General features: G+C 59.4%; 18 protein-coding genes and 1 pseudogene. 17 read left to right on the forward strand and 2 right to left on the reverse strand.

Translation table 11 applies throughout. The annotated features are described in order from the left end of the window. Complete coding sequence (locus tag AC3D25_RS17480; RefSeq protein WP_488889739.1) at nt 1-627, forward strand: tyrosine-type recombinase/integrase; 627 nt, start codon at nt 1-3, stop codon at nt 625-627. Nucleotides 628-1,189: 562 nt separating this feature from the next. Here the strand turns inward: AC3D25_RS17480 and AC3D25_RS17485 are convergent. Continuing rightward, nucleotides 1,190-2,191 (reverse strand): AraC family transcriptional regulator, encoded by a 1,002-nt coding sequence (locus AC3D25_RS17485; RefSeq protein WP_488889740.1) that lies wholly within the window; start codon nt 2,189-2,191, stop codon nt 1,190-1,192. Between the two features lie 187 nt (nt 2,192-2,378). Between AC3D25_RS17485 and AC3D25_RS17490 the strand changes: the two genes are divergently transcribed. The 4 genes and pseudogenes from AC3D25_RS17490 to AC3D25_RS17505 form a co-directional block, all read left to right on the forward strand. Further along, nucleotides 2,379-2,708, forward strand: a complete 330-nt coding sequence (locus tag AC3D25_RS17490; protein ID WP_488889741.1) for a carboxymuconolactone decarboxylase family protein — start codon at nt 2,379-2,381, stop codon at nt 2,706-2,708. Nucleotides 2,709-2,788: 80 nt separating this feature from the next. Further along, nucleotides 2,789-3,820, forward strand: a complete 1,032-nt coding sequence (locus tag AC3D25_RS17495; protein ID WP_488890451.1) for a beta-keto acid cleavage family enzyme — start codon at nt 2,789-2,791, stop codon at nt 3,818-3,820. A 184-nt stretch (nt 3,821-4,004) separates the two neighbouring features. Continuing rightward, nucleotides 4,005-4,937, forward strand: a complete 933-nt coding sequence (gene kce / locus AC3D25_RS17500) for a 3,5-dioxohexanoate:acetyl-CoA acetone transferase (RefSeq protein WP_488889742.1) — start codon at nt 4,005-4,007, stop codon at nt 4,935-4,937. A 388-nt stretch (nt 4,938-5,325) separates the two neighbouring features. Beyond that, nucleotides 5,326-6,813, forward strand: a pseudogene (locus AC3D25_RS17505) (long-chain-fatty-acid--CoA ligase); the annotation flags it as partial. Nucleotides 6,814-6,867: 54 nt separating this feature from the next. Here the strand turns inward: AC3D25_RS17505 and AC3D25_RS17510 are convergent. Further along, complete coding sequence (locus AC3D25_RS17510; RefSeq protein ID WP_488889743.1) at nt 6,868-7,887, reverse strand: AraC family transcriptional regulator; 1,020 nt, start codon at nt 7,885-7,887, stop codon at nt 6,868-6,870. Between the two features lie 205 nt (nt 7,888-8,092). On the opposite strand from AC3D25_RS17510, the gene AC3D25_RS17515 reads away from it, so the two are divergent. The 12 genes from AC3D25_RS17515 (at nt 8,093) to AC3D25_RS17570 (ending at nt 20,542) form a co-directional block, all read left to right on the forward strand. Beyond that, nucleotides 8,093-9,415, forward strand: coding sequence for an MFS transporter (locus tag AC3D25_RS17515; RefSeq protein ID WP_488889744.1), 1,323 nt, complete (start codon nt 8,093-8,095; stop codon nt 9,413-9,415). A gap of 84 nt (nt 9,416-9,499) precedes the next feature. Then, entirely contained in the window at nt 9,500-10,486 is a 987-nt protein-coding gene (locus tag AC3D25_RS17520) for a quinone oxidoreductase family protein (protein WP_488889745.1), read from the forward strand. A gap of 19 nt (nt 10,487-10,505) precedes the next feature. Then, nucleotides 10,506-11,354, forward strand: a complete 849-nt coding sequence (locus AC3D25_RS17525; RefSeq protein WP_488889746.1) for a TauD/TfdA dioxygenase family protein — start codon at nt 10,506-10,508, stop codon at nt 11,352-11,354. 154 nt (nt 11,355-11,508) lie between these two features. Beyond that, on the forward strand, nt 11,509-11,799 hold the full coding sequence (locus AC3D25_RS17530) for a Rieske (2Fe-2S) protein (RefSeq protein ID WP_488889747.1): 291 nt from the start codon (nt 11,509-11,511) through the stop codon (nt 11,797-11,799). A gap of 113 nt (nt 11,800-11,912) precedes the next feature. Beyond that, nucleotides 11,913-13,568 carry a 3-(methylthio)propionyl-CoA ligase gene (locus AC3D25_RS17535; protein WP_488889748.1) on the forward strand — a complete coding sequence of 552 codons (1,656 nt, stop codon included), beginning with the start codon at nt 11,913-11,915 and terminating at the stop codon, nt 13,566-13,568. 171 nt (nt 13,569-13,739) lie between these two features. Beyond that, nucleotides 13,740-14,933: a porin gene (locus AC3D25_RS17540; RefSeq protein WP_488889749.1), complete on the forward strand. Its 1,194-nt coding sequence runs from the start codon at nt 13,740-13,742 to the stop codon at nt 14,931-14,933. Between the two features lie 33 nt (nt 14,934-14,966). Next, a complete protein-coding gene (locus tag AC3D25_RS17545) occupies nt 14,967-15,353 on the forward strand; it encodes a BON domain-containing protein (RefSeq protein ID WP_488889750.1) in 387 nt (128 codons plus the stop codon). Between the two features lie 713 nt (nt 15,354-16,066). After that, nucleotides 16,067-16,777 (forward strand): GntR family transcriptional regulator, encoded by a 711-nt coding sequence (locus tag AC3D25_RS17550; RefSeq protein ID WP_488886694.1) that lies wholly within the window; start codon nt 16,067-16,069, stop codon nt 16,775-16,777. Nucleotides 16,778-16,908: 131 nt separating this feature from the next. Further along, nucleotides 16,909-17,844 (forward strand): TauD/TfdA dioxygenase family protein, encoded by a 936-nt coding sequence (locus tag AC3D25_RS17555; RefSeq protein ID WP_488886695.1) that lies wholly within the window; start codon nt 16,909-16,911, stop codon nt 17,842-17,844. A 76-nt stretch (nt 17,845-17,920) separates the two neighbouring features. Beyond that, on the forward strand, nt 17,921-18,448 hold the full coding sequence (locus AC3D25_RS17560; RefSeq protein WP_488889751.1) for a 2,4'-dihydroxyacetophenone dioxygenase family protein: 528 nt from the start codon (nt 17,921-17,923) through the stop codon (nt 18,446-18,448). A 49-nt stretch (nt 18,449-18,497) separates the two neighbouring features. After that, on the forward strand, nt 18,498-19,808 hold the full coding sequence (locus AC3D25_RS17565; protein ID WP_488889752.1) for an MFS transporter: 1,311 nt from the start codon (nt 18,498-18,500) through the stop codon (nt 19,806-19,808). 5 nt (nt 19,809-19,813) lie between these two features. After that, the gene (locus AC3D25_RS17570; protein ID WP_488889753.1) at nt 19,814-20,542 is read left to right on the forward strand and encodes an SDR family NAD(P)-dependent oxidoreductase; all 729 of its coding nucleotides are present in this window, start codon (nt 19,814-19,816) and stop codon (nt 20,540-20,542) included. Nucleotides 20,543-20,618 lie beyond the last annotated feature (76 nt).

Here is a 20,618-nt window from a genome sequence, read left to right on the forward strand (position 1 = left end):
ATGGAAGTGCTTAATCCGTCCAGTTCCCGGCGTGTGCCGTGGAACAAGGGCAAGCTCACTGGCCAGAAGCCGCCGCTGAAACTTCGAGAGATTTGGGCGATTCGGACGAGGCTGCAGATGTCCTCGAACGTTCGAGAGCTGGCGATGTTCAACTTAGCGATCGATAGCAAGCTCCGAGCGTGCGATTTGACGCGACTGCAAGTACAGGACATTTGCCTTGGAGGTCACGTGGTGTCTCGCGCAACGTGCATGCAGCAGAAGACGCAGCGGCCCGTTCAGTTCGAGGTAACCGAACAAACTCGGCAAAGCGTCGCAGCGTGGATCAAGGCGCGTGAGTTAAAGCCGGCCGACTACCTGTTTCCAACTCGATTGCACGCCTCACCCCATCTTTCGACTCGGCAATACGCGCGGATCGTTCACCGTTGGGTCGCGTCGATAGGCCTCGATGACGCTGCGTACGGGACACATACGATGCGCCGTACAAAAGCATCCCTCATTTATCGGCGCACGAAAAATTTGCGTGCAGTACAACTCCTGCTAGGTCACACGAAGCTTGAAAGCACCGTCCGATATCTTGGAATCGAGGTTGACGACGTGCTCGAAATGGCGGAGCAGACCGAAGTTTGAAATGGACCTGGCCGGCGAGCGGTCGCTTGCCGGCCATGAAGCGTCGTTCGCTCGTGCCATCGTCCGGACGTTTAGACGTCGGTTCCGCCTCTGCAAGCGGCCATTCGACTCGAAACAGGAGCGTTTCTCCATCGTCCCCGAACGTGCCGGGATTCCGGAAGGCGGATTTTGATTCGGCCGTCAGCGCCGAAATACGCGAGACTCGATCAACATCCAGGTCGTGCGGCTGCAGCAATCAAAATCGGGTGGCCAAGTCGAACACATTTTCATTGTCCAGCAAATCCAGCTCATCGCAATCGGTTTGGTGCTTGCATATTGCAACCGTAGGCTACGAGTTTCCTACGCGGTGCCTTAGGGCAAACCTGATACGCGGCCTTTTCCACGTCGGACGGTTGCTGGCTGACGGTTGCCGGCTATGGGAGCGTGCCGTTCTGCTTCGGAGTTGAGATGATAGAACGGGCGTTGACGTACCAAGCCAGCGAGCGTGGCATATCCATCCGTGCGGTTTTCCTTTCGACTGCACATGCCTGCCGGTGCCGGACTGCAGACACGGGGAGTGTCTCTACCCTTTCGCGCTTTGCTTGCGCCGCTTCGACATGCTCATCCCAAATCGCGTGCCAAACCAACGGGAAAACGCGCTTAACGATGAAAAACCCATCAGCGTCGCGACTTCAGATAGCGGCCGCTCGCTGCTATCAAGATATCGCGCCACGAATTCAACGCGCACCGCATCGACTATCGATAGGTAGCTATCGCCGTGATCAGCCAGATGACGTTGCACAGTCCTCGCGTCCACGCCTAGGTGCTCTGATACGCGAACGATCGAACACAGTCCTGAGGGTAGCAGTGCGACAACCAGCTTCCTGACTTTGTCGGACATCGTTGCGTTGGATTGGAGCAGCATCGAGTCAAGGTACCGGCGTACCTGCTGCGCCAAGACCGGATCATAAGTGGGAATCGTGGCGTCCAGGTCCGATGCGAGACACACAATGCCGTCGAAATCCTGGTTGAACGCTACAGTGCCAAACATGCGGGCGTGCGCGACAAGGTTAGCGGGACCACTATGCGTGAAGCAGACGGTGCGGGGCTTCCAAGCCGGTCCAAGTATCACGCCCAGCATCCGGTAGGTGACGCCCAGCACCAACTCCGTGGCCTGGCGAACCGCCCCCGGGACGCCGGCCATCATGTCCTCCCGGATGATGGCGAGCCCTTCCGTCTCTTCGACACGCATGACAAGCGCTTCGTTGTACAGCCTCAGGTAGTGGACCATGGCTTCGAGCGCCTTGCGCAGTGTCGGCTGCTCTCTTAGTGCAAAACCAAGCGGACCGAGGTTCGATAGCTGCCGGGTCTCAGCCATGCGCAGCCCGAAATCTTCAATTTCAGCGAGCCGAGCCGACTTCTCCAACAGCCGTGTGACCGCGTCAACCGGAATCATGGTGTCTGGCTCGAGTAACACGGCGCGGTGAATTCCGGCGTCCCGCAATTGCCGATAAGGCTCCAGGCCCACAGACCGAGCCGTTTCGACGTAATTGGTCAGCACTGCACTGCGTATCAAATAGGACATATCGATTTCTCCTATTGTCGCAGAATATAAAGTGAGTGTCGTTAAATGTCAAATCATCGGTTGGCGTTGGGCGATACTCATCTCCACTGACGCACGACGCTTTCATGTGGTTGCGCGACCTAAAGGATTTTAGGGGACGAACGATCGTAACGAGTCAAGCCGAGGCGCACCACCATTCTGTGATCAATTGCGAGCCGCCGGGAACTGGAACCCCGACTGGGGCGCGCTTTCGGAGCTAGACCCCGTTTGGGCAGAGAAATTCGTCGCCCTGGGTATGCACACCATCAAGTCTGGCGTGCTGGAACCCAAGGTACTGGAGTTTATCGCCATAGCGGTCGATGCCGCGTGCACGCACATGTATGCACCGGGAACGCGCCGACATATTCGCAAGGCGCTCGCACAGGGTGCCACTAAAGAAGAAATTACGCCCGTGCCGCAAGTCGTCAGCGTCTTGGGGATTCATGCCAGCAGTATCGGCGCACCGATACTGCTGGAAGACATGGCCGCGCTCAAGTAGGCCGTGTGCGCCATGGCAACGACCAATCCATGGCCGACATCGATCTCATGTGTTCAACCATCAACCAGGAAGGAAATATCATGAATTTACTCGACGGGCATCTCCTGCCAGAAAATCAGCAAAAGCTGGTCATCACCGTAGCTCCTTATGGTCCTCAGTGGCTGCTCAGCGACTTCCCGGAAGACCTTCCGCGGACCATGCAAGAACAGATCGACAAGGCTGCGGAATGCTATGAAGCCGGCGCCACCGTACTGCATCTGCACGTGCGTGAACTCGACGGCAAGGGTTCCAAGCGCCTGTCCAAGTTCAATGAGCTGATCGCCGGTGTACGCAAGGCCGTGCCCGACATGGTCATCCAGGTCGGCGGCTCGATTTCCTTTGCTCCGGAAAGCGAAGGGGAGGCCGCCAAATGGCTGAGTGATGACACCCGTCACATGCTGGCCGAACTTGACCCTAAGCCGGATCAAGTGACATTGGCCGTCAATTCCAACCAGTTCAACATTGTTGAGATCATGTCCTCGGCGGACATCGCAGGCACTTCGTTCGAACAACCTGCCGTATTCCATGCCTACCGGGAAATGACCTTTCCTGCAGGGCCGGAATGGGTGGAAGAGCATATCAAGCGGCTCTCCGCCAACGGTATTGGTATCCAATTCCAGATCGGCAATATGGCTTCGTTTATGACGGTTGAGCGCATGATGCGCCGCGGCGTTTGCAACGTTCCGTTAAACCTGACCTGGATTCCGATTGCCGGCGGCGCGGACACGCCGGACCTCTATCACATGGCCCAGTTCGTTCGCGCCGTTCCGGACGGCGCTCTGCTGACGTTCGAAAGCCTGATGCGCAACACTTTGCCGATTAATATGATGGCGATCGCACAAGGTTTGCATGTTCGTTGTGGCAACGAGGACAACCTTTGGGCGCAAGACGGCAAGACAAAATTCGGCTCGGTCGAGCAAATTAAACAGTTAGTTCGGGTATCGAAGGAATTCGGTCGGCCAGTCGCCAATGGCCGAGAAGCCAAAGAGCTTTTGAAGATCGGCACGTTCTACAAGAACGCCGATGAGACCCTCGCAGCAAATGGATTTGCACCGAATCGCAGAGCGGCCTAGCGCTGAGATGGATTGATGACCTGATAAATCGGTTCAAGCAGGCGAGATTCCTATCCGGACCTCGTCTGTTCATTCGTTTGCGCACCGACAATCTGTAGCTTGCAGCATCAGACATCAGGCGTTCAAGCCGAGGATGATCCTCGTCTTATTGTTTCGTCAGTTTTTTTCAAGTGAGACGTCAATCATGTTCAAGCAAAGCAAAGTCATTATTAGCTGTGCCGTGACTGGGGGTATTCATACACCCTCAATGTCCCCGCATCTACCTGTGACGCCTCAAGAAATCGCTGAAGCTTCTATCGCGGCAGCGGAAGCTGGCGCGGCTATCATTCACTTGCATGCACGAGATCCAAAAACGGGCAAGCCTGACCAGACACCCGAGGCGTTTGGAAAGTTTTTGCCGCAAATCAAGAAGCATTCGGATGCGGTGCTCAACCTGACAACGGGTGGCTCGCCCTACATGACTGTGCAGGAGCGGATGCTGCCTGCCAAGGTATTCAAGCCTGAAGTGGCCTCGATGAACCTTGGAACCATGAACTTCGGCTTGTTTCCGATGCTCAAGCGTTTCAAAGAATTCAGGCATGACTGGGAGCGCCCCTTCCTGGAAGGGACTAAAGAGCAAATATTCCGCAATACATTTGCTGATCTGCAAGCTGTTTTATCCGAGCTTTCAGTCAACGAGACTCGCTTCGAATTCGAGTGCTATGACACGGCTCATATCTATACGTTGGCGCACTTCGTTGAACAGGGACTGGTTAAGCCTCCGTTCTTCATTCAGACCGTCTTCGGAATTCTAGGTGGCATAGGCACGCACCCTGAAGATGTGATGCACTTGCAGCGTACTGCCAACCGACTTTTCGGCGATGACTTCCGATGGTCTGTATTAGGTGCTGGCGTTAGCCAAATGAAGATTTCCGCCATGGCGGCAAGCATGGGCGGCAACGTCCGGGTCGGACTGGAGGATAGCCTTTGGATCGGCAAGGGGCAGTTAGCTAAGTCCAACGCTGACCAGGTGCGAAAGGTTCGGTCAATTCTGGAAGGGTTGGGACTTGAAGTAGCATCGCCGGACGAAGCGCGCGAGATACTTAAACTCAAAGGCAAGGATAAAGTTTCCTTCTGAGAGTTTTTCACGAAGAAGACCTAATCGTTCGAGTACCCACCCAAAATCTACGGTTCATCCTCCATGAACTAGAGTGCCATACCGGGCAAATCTCTTACAGCATTGAACGAGGAGTAGGTAGCTCTCATGTCACGGCCCGCACTACGACGCCTTGTTAGCTAGCGGCCAAACGGAATGACACGTCCCTGCGCTGTCCGCCATCCCCGGATCCGCTTAGATTTGCGGGATGACATGGTGTGGAAGATATCGGGCCGGTGGCCGAAGAAGTTGCCCGATCGATAGCTCGATGCGAAGTTCGTGATGCCTCCTTTGTCTACGACTTGAAGCGCGCTCGAATCATCCGAAAGCACTAATTAAATCGATTCCCCTACGGGATGGTGAGACACACATGCAAGAGAATCTGGTAGCCGCGACGCCGTCGGCTTACTCCTATCCGCTTTTGATCAAGCAGTTACTGCTCAACGCACGCAGCCTCAATGGCGACCAGGAAATCACGTATCGAGGGGAATTGCGCTACCGCTTCCGCGATTTCGATCATCGTATTTGCCGGCTCGCGTCGGCATTGACGTCACTCCACGTCCAGCACGGATCGACCGTTGCGGTGATGGATTGGGATAGTCATCGCTATCTCGAAAGCTATTTCGCCATTCCGATGATGGGGGCGACGCTGTTCACGGTGAACGTCCGCTTGTCACCGCAACAACTTCTCTACACGTTGAACGACTCGCAGGCCGAGGTCGTTCTGGTTCACGCGGATTTCGTCGAAACCCTCACGCGGATCTGGGATGAACTGCGGTTCGTACGGCGAGTGGTGGTGCTGGCCGACGGTCAGCCCATGCCGAAGACCGACCTGCCGGTTGCCGGCGAGTATGAGGCATTGCTTGACCAGGCGTCGGCGGCGTTCGCGTTCGACGATTTCGACGAGAACACAAAGGCCGCGGTTTTCTATACGACGGGCACGACCGGTGATCCCAAAGGGGTCAGCTATAGCCATCGGAACATTGTCATGCATGCGATGGCGACGGCGATGAGTCTATGTTCACCTCGCGATGGTCAGAGGCTGCATCGTGAAGATGTCTACATGCCGATCACGCCGATGTTTCATGTACTCGCGTGGGGTATGCCATATATCGCCATCATGCTTGGACTCAAAACCGTTCTGCCTGGCCGCTATGAGCCGGAAATGCTGCTTCGGTTGCGTGAGGCGGAGAACGTAACGTTTTCTCACTGCGTACCGACGATTCTGCAGAAACTGCTGAACGCCATTCCGGACGGAGGGAGCATGATGTCGGGATGGAAACTCATCATCGGCGGATCGGCGCTGTCGCCTGCGCTTTGTGATGCGGCGATGGGGCGCGGCATCGACTTGTTCACGGGCTACGGCATGTCGGAGACCGGCCCGATCGTCGCGCTTGCGCAGTTGCTCCCAGGATTCGCATCGAGCAACCGCAACGACACCGCGGAGAATTATCAGAAGGAAGTGCAGATGCGATGCTCTACGGGGCGCCCTGTCCCGATGGTCGACTTTCGCGTCGTGGATGAGAACATGAACGACGTGCCGCGCGACGGCAAGAGTCCCGGAGAGATTGTTCTGCGTGGGCCATTCCTGATGCTCGGCTACAACAACGAACCCGAGGCGTCAGAGGAATTGTGGGCCGGCGGCTACCTCCATACGCACGACATCGCGGTGATGCATCCGGACGGCTTCGTTCAGATCGTGGACCGTGTGTAATCAACACGGGCGGGGAGTGGGTGTCGTCGATCCAAGTGGAGAGTTTGATCCGGCTGGTGTCATGCGTTGTCGAGCGCGCGGGGTCCGCGTGCCGGACAAAAAAGGAGCGAACGCCCGATGACGTTTGTTGTGGGCCGGGCAGGGGAAGGCTTCTGCCGTCCGTGAAAACCCAGATGACGCTTGTCAACATACCCCGCATTAGTCGCTACGGCAGCGTTGATTCGACCGTGCAGTTCGCCATGCTCGCGGCGTCATCCCAAAGCGCGACGTGAACCAGCGCGTGAACGAAGTTTGCCGTGTATAGCCGAGCAACGTAGCAACACGTCCGATCGGATAGCGCGTGTTCGCCATGTAGCGTAAGGCGAGGTTGTGGCGCACCTCATCGACCTGAGCCGAGAAACTCGTGCCCGCGAATTCGAGTTGCCGTTGCATGGACCGGGTACTCAGATGTAAATGTTGCGCAACCTGCTCAATGGTTGCCAGTTCGAGCGGCAGCAGCAGGTAGACGGCCCTGCGCACCTCCAATGCAATGGAATGCTCTTCAGCCGAGCTGAGCGGCTTAAGCAGACTTTCGGCATATCGCACCAGTTCGGGGTCGGCCGCCGGATTCGGGTAGTCCAGATCGACTGCCGAACACACGATGCCATTGAAATCGCTGCCGAACACCACAGGACAACCGAAGAACTGCCGGTAATACCGGAGATCATCGGGTGCCGGGTGGGTAAAGTTGGCAGCAACCGGATGCCAGCTCGCGCCCAGCAGTGCGCTGCAGGTACGGGCAAGCACGCCGACCGCAAGCTCCGTTGCCTGTCGCATGGGTACGGGCGAGTCCACGATGATTTCCTCGCGAATCACCACCTTGTCCCCGACACTTTCTATGTAGAGCCCCAGCGCTTCGTTAAGCAAGTGTCGATATTGAATGGCGGCTAGCAGCACTTCGCGCAACGTGCGCTTGTGCGCGAAAAGCAGGCCGATGACGCCGAAATCGAGTTCCTGCCGCACTTCGCCCAGTTGTAGTCCGAAGGTTGGGCATGCCGCCATCTGTGCTGTCGCTTCGAGCAGTTCGCAGGTCGCGTCTATCGGGATGCGCTGCTCCGGATTGGCCAGCATGGCGGCGTCCAGCCCCGCCTGTTGCAACAGTGCCTGTGGATTGACGCCAAGCTTCCTGGTCAACTGAAAATACCCGTTCAGAGTGACGGCCCGCACCATCGTGACCATTGCCCGTTCTCCATATCGGCCCAGTGCGGTGGCCTTGCGAGCCAAGTCCAGGCAAACCGGTGTTTACTCCTATTGGCGCCAGATGCGACATTTATGGCGTGAAAAGAGAGATTCTACTTCATGACCTCGCTATATTGGGGGTGTCCGTTAGGCAGTCGTGCATCACCCATAAGTACGTCAAAAGCCTTACGCAGAGGAGACAACCTTGCACACACCTTTTATCGAATCCGCCCAGGGGGCCGTTCCGGCCAGGCAGCCAGCCGTTCCCGCGTATGCGTGGGTGGTGTTCGCCCTGACCGTGGGTCTGCTGCTGTCCGACTACATGTCCCGGCAGGTTCTGAATGCCGTCTTTCCGTTGTTAAAGTCAGCATGGGGCCTGTCGGATACCCGGCTGGGTTCCCTGAGTAGCGTCGTCGCGCTGATGGTAGGACTGCTGACGTTTCCGCTGTCCGTGCTCGCGGACCGCTGGGGACGCATCAGAAGCATCGTCCTCATGGCAACCCTGTGGAGCGTGGCAACCCTGGGATGCGCCATCGCCCAAAGCTATAGCGAAATGCTCGTGGCGCGCGCGCTGGTTGGCTTCGGCGAAGCCGCCTATGGCAGTGTAGGGATCGCGGTCGTGCTGAGTATTTTTCCCTCGCGCCTTCGCAGCACGCTCGCCGGTATCTTCACGGCAGGTGCGGCGTTTGGCTCGGTGCTCGGATTGGCCCTTGGCGGAATCTTTTCAGCGCACTTTGGATGGCGATGGTCGTTCGCCGCCATGGGGTGCTTCGGCATTGTCCTGGTCATCACCTACAGAATTGTCGTAACCGGGAAACGACTGACCCCGTTACTGCCCCCGGGCTTACGCGACATGTCCGGAAAGCCCAACGTCCGGATGAGCTTTCACATGCTGCTGGTCGGGCTCTTCTCGTCCACGTCGGTACGGTGTGCCTATGTTGGCAGCGGTTTTCAATTGTTGGTTCCCGCCGCGCTGTGGGCCTGGATGCCCAGCTTTCTAAACCGCTATTACGCCATGGCTCCCGGCAAGGCCGCCTTGTGCGCCGCAGGATTTGTCCTGATCACCGGGCTCGGCATGGGTGTGTGCGGGATGGTGACGGATCGGGCCAGTGTGTCGAAGCCTACGAGAAAGTGGGCGACTGCGGTCATCTATTGCCTGGTTTCGTTCACGCTGCTGGCTATCGCATTCGGATTGCCCAACGGCCCGTTGCAGCTCACGCTGATCGGCGCAGGAATGTTTTTCGGCGCGGGCTCGTCCGGCCCCGCTGGCGCCATGGTGGCTAACCTGACGCCGCCTCCGATCCACGGCTCCGCATTTGCTACGTTGACGCTGGCGAACAATCTGCTCGGACTTGCGCCTGCCGCCATCATCACGGGCGCGATTGCAGACAGGATCGGGCTGCTCGGCGCGTTGCACATCATCCTCGCTGCACCACTGTTCGCTGCAGTCGTTTTCGTATTCGGCTGGCTCAACTACACCAAAGACTTGGGCAGGCTGACTACCCTGCGTGAACAAGCCCTGCAATGACTACTTAAGCGACTGCGAGAGCGGGCACTGACCGCGACACTGTAGAACGTTCGGATGGTTAATCATTATCTAAGGAGTCGAAGCATGGCAAAGGCTATACGCTTCTATCAAACTGGCGGACCCGAGGTCTTGCGTTACGAGGATGCCGAAGTCGGCGAACCAGGTCTGGGACAGGTCAGGATCCGCCACGCGGCCGTCGGCTTGAACTTCGCCGACATTTATTTTCGTACCGGGCTGTATCCGGCGCCGCTGCCCTCGGGTATTGGAACCGAAGCGGCCGGCACCGTGATCAGCGTAGGGCCGGGCGTCACCAGCGTCTCGGTAGGCAACCGCGTGACCTATACGGGCGCGTTCAACACGCTTGGCGCTTACTGCACGGAGCGCGTGATCGACGCAGCGCCGCTAGTCAAGCTGCCTGACGGCATCTCATGTGAGACCGCTGCCGCCATGACGATGCGAGGGCTCACCGCGTCCTACCTGATGCGTCGCATCTACGCCTTCAAAGAGGGCGATACCGTCCTGCTGCATGCGGCGGCCGGCGGCGTCGGCCTGATCGTGTCGCAATGGGCAAAGCTGCTCGGGCTGACGGTCATCGGTACTGTCTCGAGCGACGCCAAGGCGGAAGTCGCGCGGGCGCATGGCTGCGACCACACCATCGATTACAGCCGGGAAGAGGTGGCCAAGCGCGTGCGCGAGTTGACCAACGGCGTCGGCGTGAATGTCGTCTTCGACAGCGTCGGCAAGGACACGTTCGAGGCCTCGCTGGATTCTCTCAAGCGCCGGGGCCTGATGGTATGCGTGGGCACCGCTTCGGGCCCGATCCCGCCGTTCAACCCGCAACTGCTCGCGCATAAGGGATCGCTCTACGTGACCCGTCCGGCGCTTGCCGACTACATCGCGGACCCCGCCGAGAAAGCTGAACTCGCTGCCGAACTGTTCGGCCACGTGGAGGCCGGCCGCATCAAGATCGAGATCAATCAGAAGTACGCCCTCGAAGACGCCGTCCAGGCACATCGCGACCTGGAATCGCGCAAGACGACCGGCTCGTCAGTCTTCGTGGTGGAACAGTAAGACCAGGAATATCGACTTTATGCATATCGAACAACTCACTCATGCCTTAGGTGCAGAACTGACCGGTGTCAAACTGGCCGACGCCCTCCACGATGCGGGCCTATTTGCGGAGATCCGCGTAGCTCTGCTCCGATATCGCGTGGTATTCCTGCGCGACCAGGAAATGACCCGTGCCGAGCACGTCGCCTTTGCCCGTCGCTTCGGCGAGCTCGAAGGGCATCCTGTCGTGGGTAGCGATCCCGAGAATCCAGGGCTGGCGCGGATCTACCGCACGCCGGACCAGCCGAACGACCGCTACGAGAACGCGTGGCACTCGGATGCCACGTGGCGCGAAGCACCACCGTTTGGCGCGGTGCTTCGTTGCGTGGAATGCCCGCCGGTCGGCGGCGACACGATGTGGGCGAACATGGTGCTGGCGTACGAGAAGCTGCCCGAGCACATCAAGAGCGAGATTGCCGACCTGCGCGCGCGCCACAGCATCGAGGCGACCTTCGGGGCCATCATGCCCATCGAGAAGCGCCTTGCGCTCAAGGCGCAGTTTCCCGATGCGGAGCATCCAGTGGTCCGGACGCACGCAGAAACGGGCGAAAAGATCCTGTATGCGAATGTCTTTACCACGCACTTCACCAATTTCCATACGCCGGCGCGCGTGCGTTTTGGCCAGGACGCCAATCCCGGCGCGGCTGACTTGCTGCGCTACCTGGTCAGCCAAGCGGCGATTCCCGAATATCAGGTCCGCTGGCGCTGGAAACCCAACAGCGTGGCGATCTGGGACAACAGCGCCACCCAGCATTACGCAGTGATGGACTACCCCCCGAGCCATCGCAAGATGGAGCGCGCCGGCATCGTGGGCAGCACACCATTCTAAGCTGTCCCGCAGCACAAGGAGCACAAGTCAGCAACGCGCAACGGCGCCCACCCGCTCTCAGGCAGGCAGGCGGCAGGCGCAGGCCGCTTTGCTGGCCGGTCGGCTGCGCGCGCTACCGTTTAAGGTTTTTATGTCACGCCAGATACCCGTCGCAATGGTCGACGATCTTGCCCCCGGACAGCGCAAGCTGCTGTTTGTCGAGGGCCGCAGCCTCGTCCTGTTCAACATCGGCGGAGAGCTTGTCGCAATCGACAACTCCTGCCCGCACAACGGCGCTGCATTGTCGAACGGCCAGCTCGAAGGAAGCGTCTTAAGTTGTCCTGCACATGGACTGCGTTTCGACCTTCTGGCAGGCGAGCGGCCTGACGGCGGAAAGCTTTGCGTGCACAGCTTTCCCCTGCGTACATCAGGCGGCAAGGTGATGCTCGTGCTTGAAACGCCCTGAGCCGGTGCCTGCCGGGAACATTTGTTCCGCGGAGCACCCCGAAAACGAATGCCGCGCAGTAGCGTGATTGCGCCGCTGCCGCCGAACCCTACGTCCTTCTGGAGATGCCAAAAATGGGACTCATGATGCAGCAGCCTCTGCTGATTTCTTCGCTGGTTCGCCATGCAGAGCGCCATCACGGCGAGCAACTAGTGGTATCGCGTCGCGTCGAAGGCGACATCCATCGCTATACCTACCGCGATATGGCATCGCGCAGCCGCCGGATGGCAAAGGCCCTTTGCGCGCTGGGTATGGAGCCCGGAGTGCGAGTGGGCACCCTGGCCTGGAACGGATACCGCCATCTGGAGCTGTACTATGCCGTCTCCGGTTGCGGTGCTGTCCTGCACACACTCAACCCGCGTCTGCATCCCGATCAGTTGGTCTGGATCGCCGAGAACGCACAGGACAAGGTGCTTTGCTTCGACCTGAATTTTCTGCCGCTGATCGAAGCGGTTGCATCCCGCCTGCCGAGTGTCGGCGCCTTCGTGTTGATGTCCGACGGCGCGCACATGCCAGCACAGACCGGCATTCCCAACCTGCTCTGCTATGAAGACCTGATGGCGGCGCAGGACGATGCGTTCCATTGGCCCGAGTTTGACGAATGCACCGCGTCTTCACTTTGCTACACGAGCGGCACGACAGGGGATCCGAAGGGCGTTCTCTACAGTCACCGTTCGACCCTCTTGCACACCTACGCGTCGGCGCTGCCGGACGCCCTCAATCTGTCTGCGCGCGACACCATCCTTCCGGTGGTGCCCATGTTCCACGTCAACGCGTGGGGCTTGCCATACTCCGCGTGCATGGTCGGCGCAAAGCTTGTCTTGCCCGGTCCCGCCCTGGACGGCGCCTCCTTGTACGAACTGATCGAGGCGGAAGGCGTAACCCTCTCCGCGGGCGTCCCGACTGTCTGGCAGGGTCTGCTCGCGCACACGCAGCGCAACGGCCTGCGTTTCTCCCGCATGACCCGCACGATCGTTGGTGGCTCGGCCTGCCCGCCCGCCATGATGGAGACATTCGAGGAGCAGTATGGCGTGCAAGTCCTTCACGCGTGGGGCATGACCGAACTCAGCCCGCTGGGCACCGTCGGCGCGCTTAAGACTGGGCAACTCGACTGGACCCCGGCCCAGCAGCGCGCTGTGCGATCCAAGCAGGGCCGTGCGTTGTTCGGCATCGATATGAAGATCGTCGACGGACAAGGCAACGAACTGCCGTGGGACGGAGAGACCTCCGGAGACCTGCTGGTGCGTGGTTCATGGGTACTTTCGTCGTATGTCAATTGCGATGGCAACAGCCCGCTCGTCATGAGCGAAGGCAAGGACTGGTTCCCGACCGGCGACGTGGCCACTATCGATCCTGCCGGATTTATGAACATCACCGACCGCAGGAAGGACGTCATCAAGTCTGGGGGCGAGTGGATTGGTTCGATCGATCTCGAGAGCATCGCCGTGGGACACCCGGACGTCGCCATGGCCGCATGTATCGCAGCGCGGCACCGGAAATGGGATGAGCGGCCACTGCTCGTCGTGGTCCGTAAGCCGGGCACCGAACTCTCCCGCGAGCAGTTGCTCGGTTTCTACGAGGGAAAGATCGCAAAATGGTGGACGCCCGATGACGTGGTCTTCATCGACGCGCTTCCGATGGGTGCGACCGGGAAAATCCTGAAGCACCAATTGCGCGAGCGCTTCCGCGACTTCCTGATGCAGCCGGAAGAATGCCCGGCGCGTGGTTGACCCGCCCAATCTGCGCGACTGGATACTGGCCTGATTTCAACTAGGCGAACATGGCCGCCGGCATCCGGCTTCCTCCAGCAGAAAAGTAGGCAGACGTCAATTTTATCAACCGTAGCGAGGATTCCCATATTGCGTAGGTGCAGGTGGGGAAATTAAAATGAGGAAACCTATATGAAGCTCAGGCTTGCCGGTGTTGGTGCTCTAGTGGCGTTTGCAAGTTCGGCACACGCTCAATCGTCAGTGACCCTTTACGGAGTAATCGATACGGGTGTGCTCTGGCAGACCGCGAACGCGGGAGGGGCGGCCCCGTTCTTGCCGATTCGATCGAAAAATCCAAACCTGGGATCCATGGTCGCCCTCAAGGATGGCGGCATCTACTCGAGCATCCTGGGCTTTAAGGGCGTTGAAGACATCGGTGGCGGGTACAACATCAACTTCAAGCTTCAGGGGACATTTACCAGCAACAACGGCAAGTCCGGGCTGGCCGATGTGCCGGCCTCAGTGGGATCCTCGATCTTTACTCAGGTCTCGACAGTCGGCGCATCGGGGCCGTTCGGCAGGATCGACTTCGGTCGCCAGTTTGCACCGATGGCCTACGCAATGGCCGACACCGACGTGCGCAATGCGCAGTACTTCGGCAGCGTCCTGACCGCGTGGCTGACGATGAACACGATGTCAGGCTGGTCGGGTAGCACCACAAACGGCCAGATTGGTGCACTGTATGACGACAATGCGATCGTCTACAACTCGCCTTCGTTCTACGGCCTTTCGGCCGCGCTCGAGTATGCGCCTGGCGGTAGCCCCGGGCACTTTCAGGGCGGCACGCGCGAATCGGCCGTGCTCAAGTATTCGAACTTCGGCCTGAATGCCGCCGCCGTCTACTACAACGCACATGATGCCAACGCGTTTCCCTATACGAGTCCGGGCGCTGCCGTTGCGCCGACGGGCGTTGAGAACAACCGCTTCGTCTACTTTGGCGCCAAGTACACTTGGCGTGGCCTCTCGGTGTCCGGCTCGTTCAGTAACGGCCGCGTCCCCTCGAACGAGAACACGGGGGCAGGGGCGCCGTATGCCGTATCGGGCGACTTCGACATGTGGACGGGGGGCATCGGATACAGATTCAACCCGGTATTCGATATTTCGTCGGGCGTCTATTACGTGAAGGACAACAAGCACAGCAACAACCAGTCAACTTCCTATACTCTCGGCGCCAATTACAGGCTGTCCAAAACCACCACGACTTACGCTCAGATTGGCTACGTCTCGAACCGAGGGGTCATGAATCAGGAACTCGAATACGCGGCGCCCGTGCCCCCGGGACATAACGCCACCGCCGGAATGGTTGGCATCCGCCATTCGTTCTGATGCTGTTTCCCACGTTAGCGAAAGGATAAGCCAATGAAGAAAATCAAGGGACTCAGGATTGTTGTCGGCGCATTCGTCGTTACAGCTTCCTTGAACGTATGGGCCCAGAATGGCGCGGCATCCAGTGCGCCGGCCAGCATTTCAGGCGCGTCCGCGACGGTTGCCTCAAGCGCGGCGGCGCAAACGGGCAGACAGGCCAATCGGGCGTTGCGACGCAAGGTGTACGCTGCCATCTCCAAACACAAGGAGATCAGCGCGGGCAGCATCAGTGTCCTCGCTAAGGACGGGGCAGTGACGCTGTACGGCACGGTCACGGATGCGGCACAGATCGACAAGGTTGCGGAGATCACGAAAGTGGTTCCGGGAGTGACGTCCGTGACCAACGAGTTGGCCGTTGAAAAGCCTTTCGGGGGGCAGTGAGGGGTCACGCCAACGCCTGAACATTGGTATGGTGGCGCGCCGATAATCGCGCGCGTTCAATCCAGACCGAAGGCTCGCACGCGACTTAATCCGACCGGCAGCCCCATCGGTGGATGGAGGCTGCCGGCACGAGCCTACTGCGAACGTGTCTGTTGAATGATAAAGCCGATGCGACTGGATCGTGAGGGAACGGAAAATTGCCGTCGTCGTGACATGGACAGTAGGTATGTATTACCCAGTGCCAGGCGGTCGGCATGACGGCACGGAAGGCCGCTGTGCCGCTGATAGCGGCCGTCGCACTAACCGAGCAACGGATGACGGAAGGGGGTCGGGTTTCGACGGTGGTGACAAACAGGAAGCGGCCATCATCCGTCTTTGCACCACGCTGGACGCTTACGTTCGAAGGTCTGATCCACTTAGGCGTAGCTGTTCGGCATGCTCCCGGGACGGTGGAGACGCTCCATTCGGAATTAATCGTCGGCATCGCCGTCTGAATTCGCACGTGGATAATGACAGGCGTAAAACGGCCCAGGTTATGGTCAGCGATCTGACTATCGTCAGAGTCGAACGAGTGCTTGAGGGTGGGTGCCCGATCGAATGCTGACGCGCTGTCAATTGAAACATGCCTTCGACGGACCAGTGAATTCCGGTCAGAACCTACGGTCGGGTAAGCTATAGGGTACGTAACTTCCCAACCTCCGGAGATCCGTGCCGTGCAGCGCCTGAAGGACCCGAATGAGACCGCAGCCGTTTCTGAGCAGCCGATTCCCGGCAGCACCACGCTCAACCAGGAAGCGTACCGGCGGCTAGAGGAAATGATCGTGACGCTTGAGCTTGCGCCCGGCTCGCTGGTGTCCGAATCGATCCTGAGCCGGCAGCTTGGCATCGGCACGACGCCGATCCGCGAAGCGCTGCAGCGGCTCGCGCGGGAATATCTCGTCGAGATCATTCCGCGGCGCGGTGTCGTGGTGACGACCATCGACGTACGACGCCAGTTCGAAGTGCTCGAAACCCGACGTGAACTAGACCGGCTGCTAAGTTCCGCAGCCGCAAGTCGCTCAACAGCTGCGGAGCGGGAAGCTTTTGCGGGCAATCTCGCGATGACGCGCAAGGCAATCGCCGACCACGACACCCGCGAGTTCTTGCGCCTCGATGCCGAACTGAACCTGTTGCTAGCCAAGGCCGCGCGCAACAGCACGGCGGCAGCGCTCGCATCGACACTGCATACCGTGTCGCGTCGTTTCTGGTTTTATCACCACGATGAACGCAAGGCCCTTGCGGAGATCGGCCCGATCCACGCCGATCTCGTCGAAGCAATCGCATCGGGCGATCCTGCGCTGGCAGGCCAGTCTTCCAACGCGCTGATTGACCATCTCGTCGCGTTCGCTCAGGCCACGCTGCCGCATCCCCACCAGCCCGACTGAGGCGCTTCGGCTCGGATTCCATCTAAGGGTTATCTCGCAGTTGCCGCACGCAAACATCACCCTTACTATCGTCTCCGTACTGGCATGCCAGTGGCATGCCAGAATTTAAAGCGACCATTTTGGAGGGGACGATGGAGCAAGCAGCAACCAGTCAGTACATGATTTCGCCCTTGGGAGACGCGTTGGGCGCGGAAGTGACGGGCCTCGATCTCTCGACGCCTGTAAGCGGCGAAATCATCGCGGAACTCAAGCACGCGATCGGTCAATACGGCGTGCTGTGTTTTCGCAGCCAGTCGCTGAGCGAGGGGCAACAGATCGCGTTCTCGAAACAGTGGGGACCGCTGGAAGACTTTCCGGAGGAGGACAAGACGGTATCGGCGGCGACTGTCTATCACGTGGCAAACGTTTCTGCGGACGGTCAGAGCCTGCCGGAGACGGACTTCCGCGTGATCTTCCAGAAGGTCAACGCACGCTGGCATACCGACAGTTCTTATCGGTACGTCCCGGCCTATGTGTCGCTGCTGTACGGGATCGAGGTGATGCCAAAGGGCGCACCAGGTGGACGCACGGGATTCTCGAACATGATTACGGCGTACGCCGCGTTGCCCGATGCTCTGAAGGACCAGATCGAACCGCTGCACATGGTCCACACATATGAATTCGGTCGGCGCCTTTTCCCCGAACTACCGCCGGTGACGAAGCATGAGAAGGAGTCGGTGCCCCCGGTGAGCCAGCCGCTCGTGCGCGTGCATCCGGACCGTAACTATGAGCGCTCGCTGTACTTCACGGCGAATGCCGGCAACGAAGTCAGCGGACTGCCGCTCGAAGAAGGCCAGGCGTTGCACAGAACGCTAGTTGAACACATCGCGCAGCCGCAGTTCACTTACTTCCACGAATGGGAGAAGGGTGACCTGGTTGTCTGGGACAACCGCACGATGCTTCACAAGGCCGAAGCCTACGACATGAGCAAGTACCGCCGCGTGTTTCGTCGCACGACAGTCGCAGGCGATGGCCCCGTGCTCGGCCCGTATTCGCGGGCCTCGATCGGCAAGGTCAAGGCGCTGTAACGAGCCGCGCTAACGAGCCGCGACCTTCGCGACAGTTGCAAGGTCGCACTCGCCATTAATCACAAGGAGACAACGCATGGCCGGATCGAACCCTTCCGCGAACGCAATGACGCCCTATCAATTGCCGTTTCCGAAAGAAGCAGCGAAGGAGATCGTCGTGCCGTCGGCGATACCCGAAGACGAGCGCCTGTGGGTGCCGCAAGCCGAGAACGTTTGGTTTAGGCCGCTGTGCCTGAACGTATCGACCGGCTACTGGATGAACCTGCTGCGCGTGCGAAAGTCCGGCGTGCTGAGCCGCCACCGCCATCCGCAGGCGGTGCATGGCATGGTGCTCAAGGGCCGCTGGCGCTATCTGGAGCACGACTGGGAAGCGACCGAAGGCAGCTACGTATTCGAGCCGCCCGGTGAAACCCACACGCTCTACGTACCCGAAGACGTGGAAGAGATGATCACTTACTTTCAGGTCAACGGCGTGATGTTCTATTGCGATCCGTATGGCAACTACACCGGCTATGAGGACGTCTTTACGAAAGTCGACATGTGCCGCAAGCACTTCGCGAGCGTCGGACTCGGCGAGGAATACGTCGATCAGTTCATCCGGTAATTCAGTAGGCCGCGTTCCCCCAGCTTACAAGAGCATTGTAGGAGACACCATGCATGTGAAGTCACCGCGCCTGAAGCGTATTCAGGTGATCGCCATCGCAATGCTGACGATTGCGGGCATCGTCAATTATCTGGATCGAAGTACGCTGTCGATCGCAAATCATTCCGTGAGCCAGGAACTCGGCCTTTCCGCATCGCAGATGGGCTTGCTGCTTTCCGCCTTCTCATTCGCCTACGCGTTCTCGCAGTTGCCCATCGGTATGCTGCTCGATCGCTTCGGCGCTCGCGTGATGCTTGGCCTTGGCATGTTCGTCTGGTCCGCCGCGCAATTGTGCGGCGGCCTCGTGACGAGCCTTCCGCAGTTTCTCGTCGCGCGCGTCGCGCTCGGTCTCGGGGAATCGCCGAATTTTCCGGCCGGCGCGAAAGTCGTCAGCGAATGGTTCGGCGTACATGAGCGCGGACGGCCGACCGGCATCTTCATCACTTCGTCGACAATCGGACCGGCGCTTGCCCCGCCTGTATTAACCGTGCTCCTGTTGACGTTCGGCTGGCGCACGATGTTTATCATCATGGGCGCGTTTGGGATTGCAGTGTCGATCGGATGGTATCTCGTCTATCGAGACCGCCGGAAGGTCCCGCTCGAACGTAGCGAGATTGCTTTTCTCAGCGAGGGTGAAGGCGAGCAACGCGCCGAGCGCCGCATGACGATGCGCGAATGGCGCAACCTATTCAGCAAGTCGACGACGTGGGGCATGATCTTTGGCAACATGGGCGTGATCTACATGGTGTGGCTCTATCTCACATGGCTGCCCGCATACCTTGAGCACGAGCGGCATCTTTCGATTGCGAGCACCGGGTGGCTCGTCTCCATCCCGTACCTGTTCGGTACGATCGGCATGCTCTCGAGCGGCTTCGTCGCCGATGGCCTGATGGCGCGCGGCATGGCGCCGATGCGCAGCCGCAAGTGGCCAATCTGCGTCGGGCTCCTCGGCGCTGCGCTCTTCACCGTGCCTGCCGCATTCACCCCAAACCTGACACTCGCAATGATTTACCTTTGTGCCGCGATGTACTTCGTCAACATGGCGAGCGGCGCGTGCTGGGCGCTCGCGACAGTGGCCGCGCCACGGCACATGGTGGCGTCGCTTGCGAGCATTCAGAACTTCGGCGGATACTTCGGCGGATCGTTTGCTCCATTCGTGACGGGGATCGTCGTAGACCGGACTCACTCGTTTGTGAACGCGTTTCTCATCAGTGCGGCCGTCGCGTTCGGAGCGGCTCTCGTCTACATGTTCGTCGTGCGCAGCCGAATCGAGGATGGCGAAACCGCCGTCTCCGCTGTTCCTGTTTCCGACTTTTCCTGACCGATATGACTTTCCTGACTGATTTGTTCAAAGGCAAGACCGCCCTTGTCACCGGCGGCACCCAGGGTATCGGGGCGGCCATCGCGCAACGGCTCGCCTCGCTCGGCGCGCAGGTGATCGCGGGCGGCATCGCACCGACCGATGAGCAGCGGCAAACGCTTGGCGCGCGGGTGAAAGTTGTCGCGCTCGATGTCAGCGACGAAGCCAGCGTGGCGTCGTTCGTCGGCGAGGCGCAAGCAATAGACATCCTTGTCAACTGCGCCGGAATGATCCGGCGCGGCGAGGAGCTCGAGATCGAGATGTTCGAACGGGTGATCGCGGTGAACCTGGGCGGGACAATGCGGGTCTGCGCCGCCGCGCGCCAGAAGCTGGAGGCGGCGGGCGGCGTGATCGTCAATACCGCCTCGATGCTGGCCTACTTTGGCGGTGGCCTCGTGCCGGGCTACAGCGCGAGCAAAGGTGGCATTGCGCAACTGACGAAGTCGCTCGCGATCGCCTATGCAGCGCAGGGCATCCGCGTGAATGCAGTCGCGCCCGGCTGGATCGCGACGCCTCTCACGCAGGCGTTGGTGTCTGACGAGAGCCGCTCGCAGGCAATCCTGGAACGTACGCCGATGAAGCGCTGGGGCCGTCCCGAGGACGTCGCCGATGTCGTCGCTTTCCTGTGTTCCCCGGCAGCGGCCTTCATGACGGGGGCTATCGTACCGGTCGACGGCGGTTATCTGGTGGCCTAGCTGACAGCACGGGGATTCGCGATGTTCACGAAAAGCGGCGAGCCGCGATCGTCGACGCGATGCAACAATAACGACG

This window comes from Caballeronia sp. SL1002 (genome assembly GCF_057814995.1).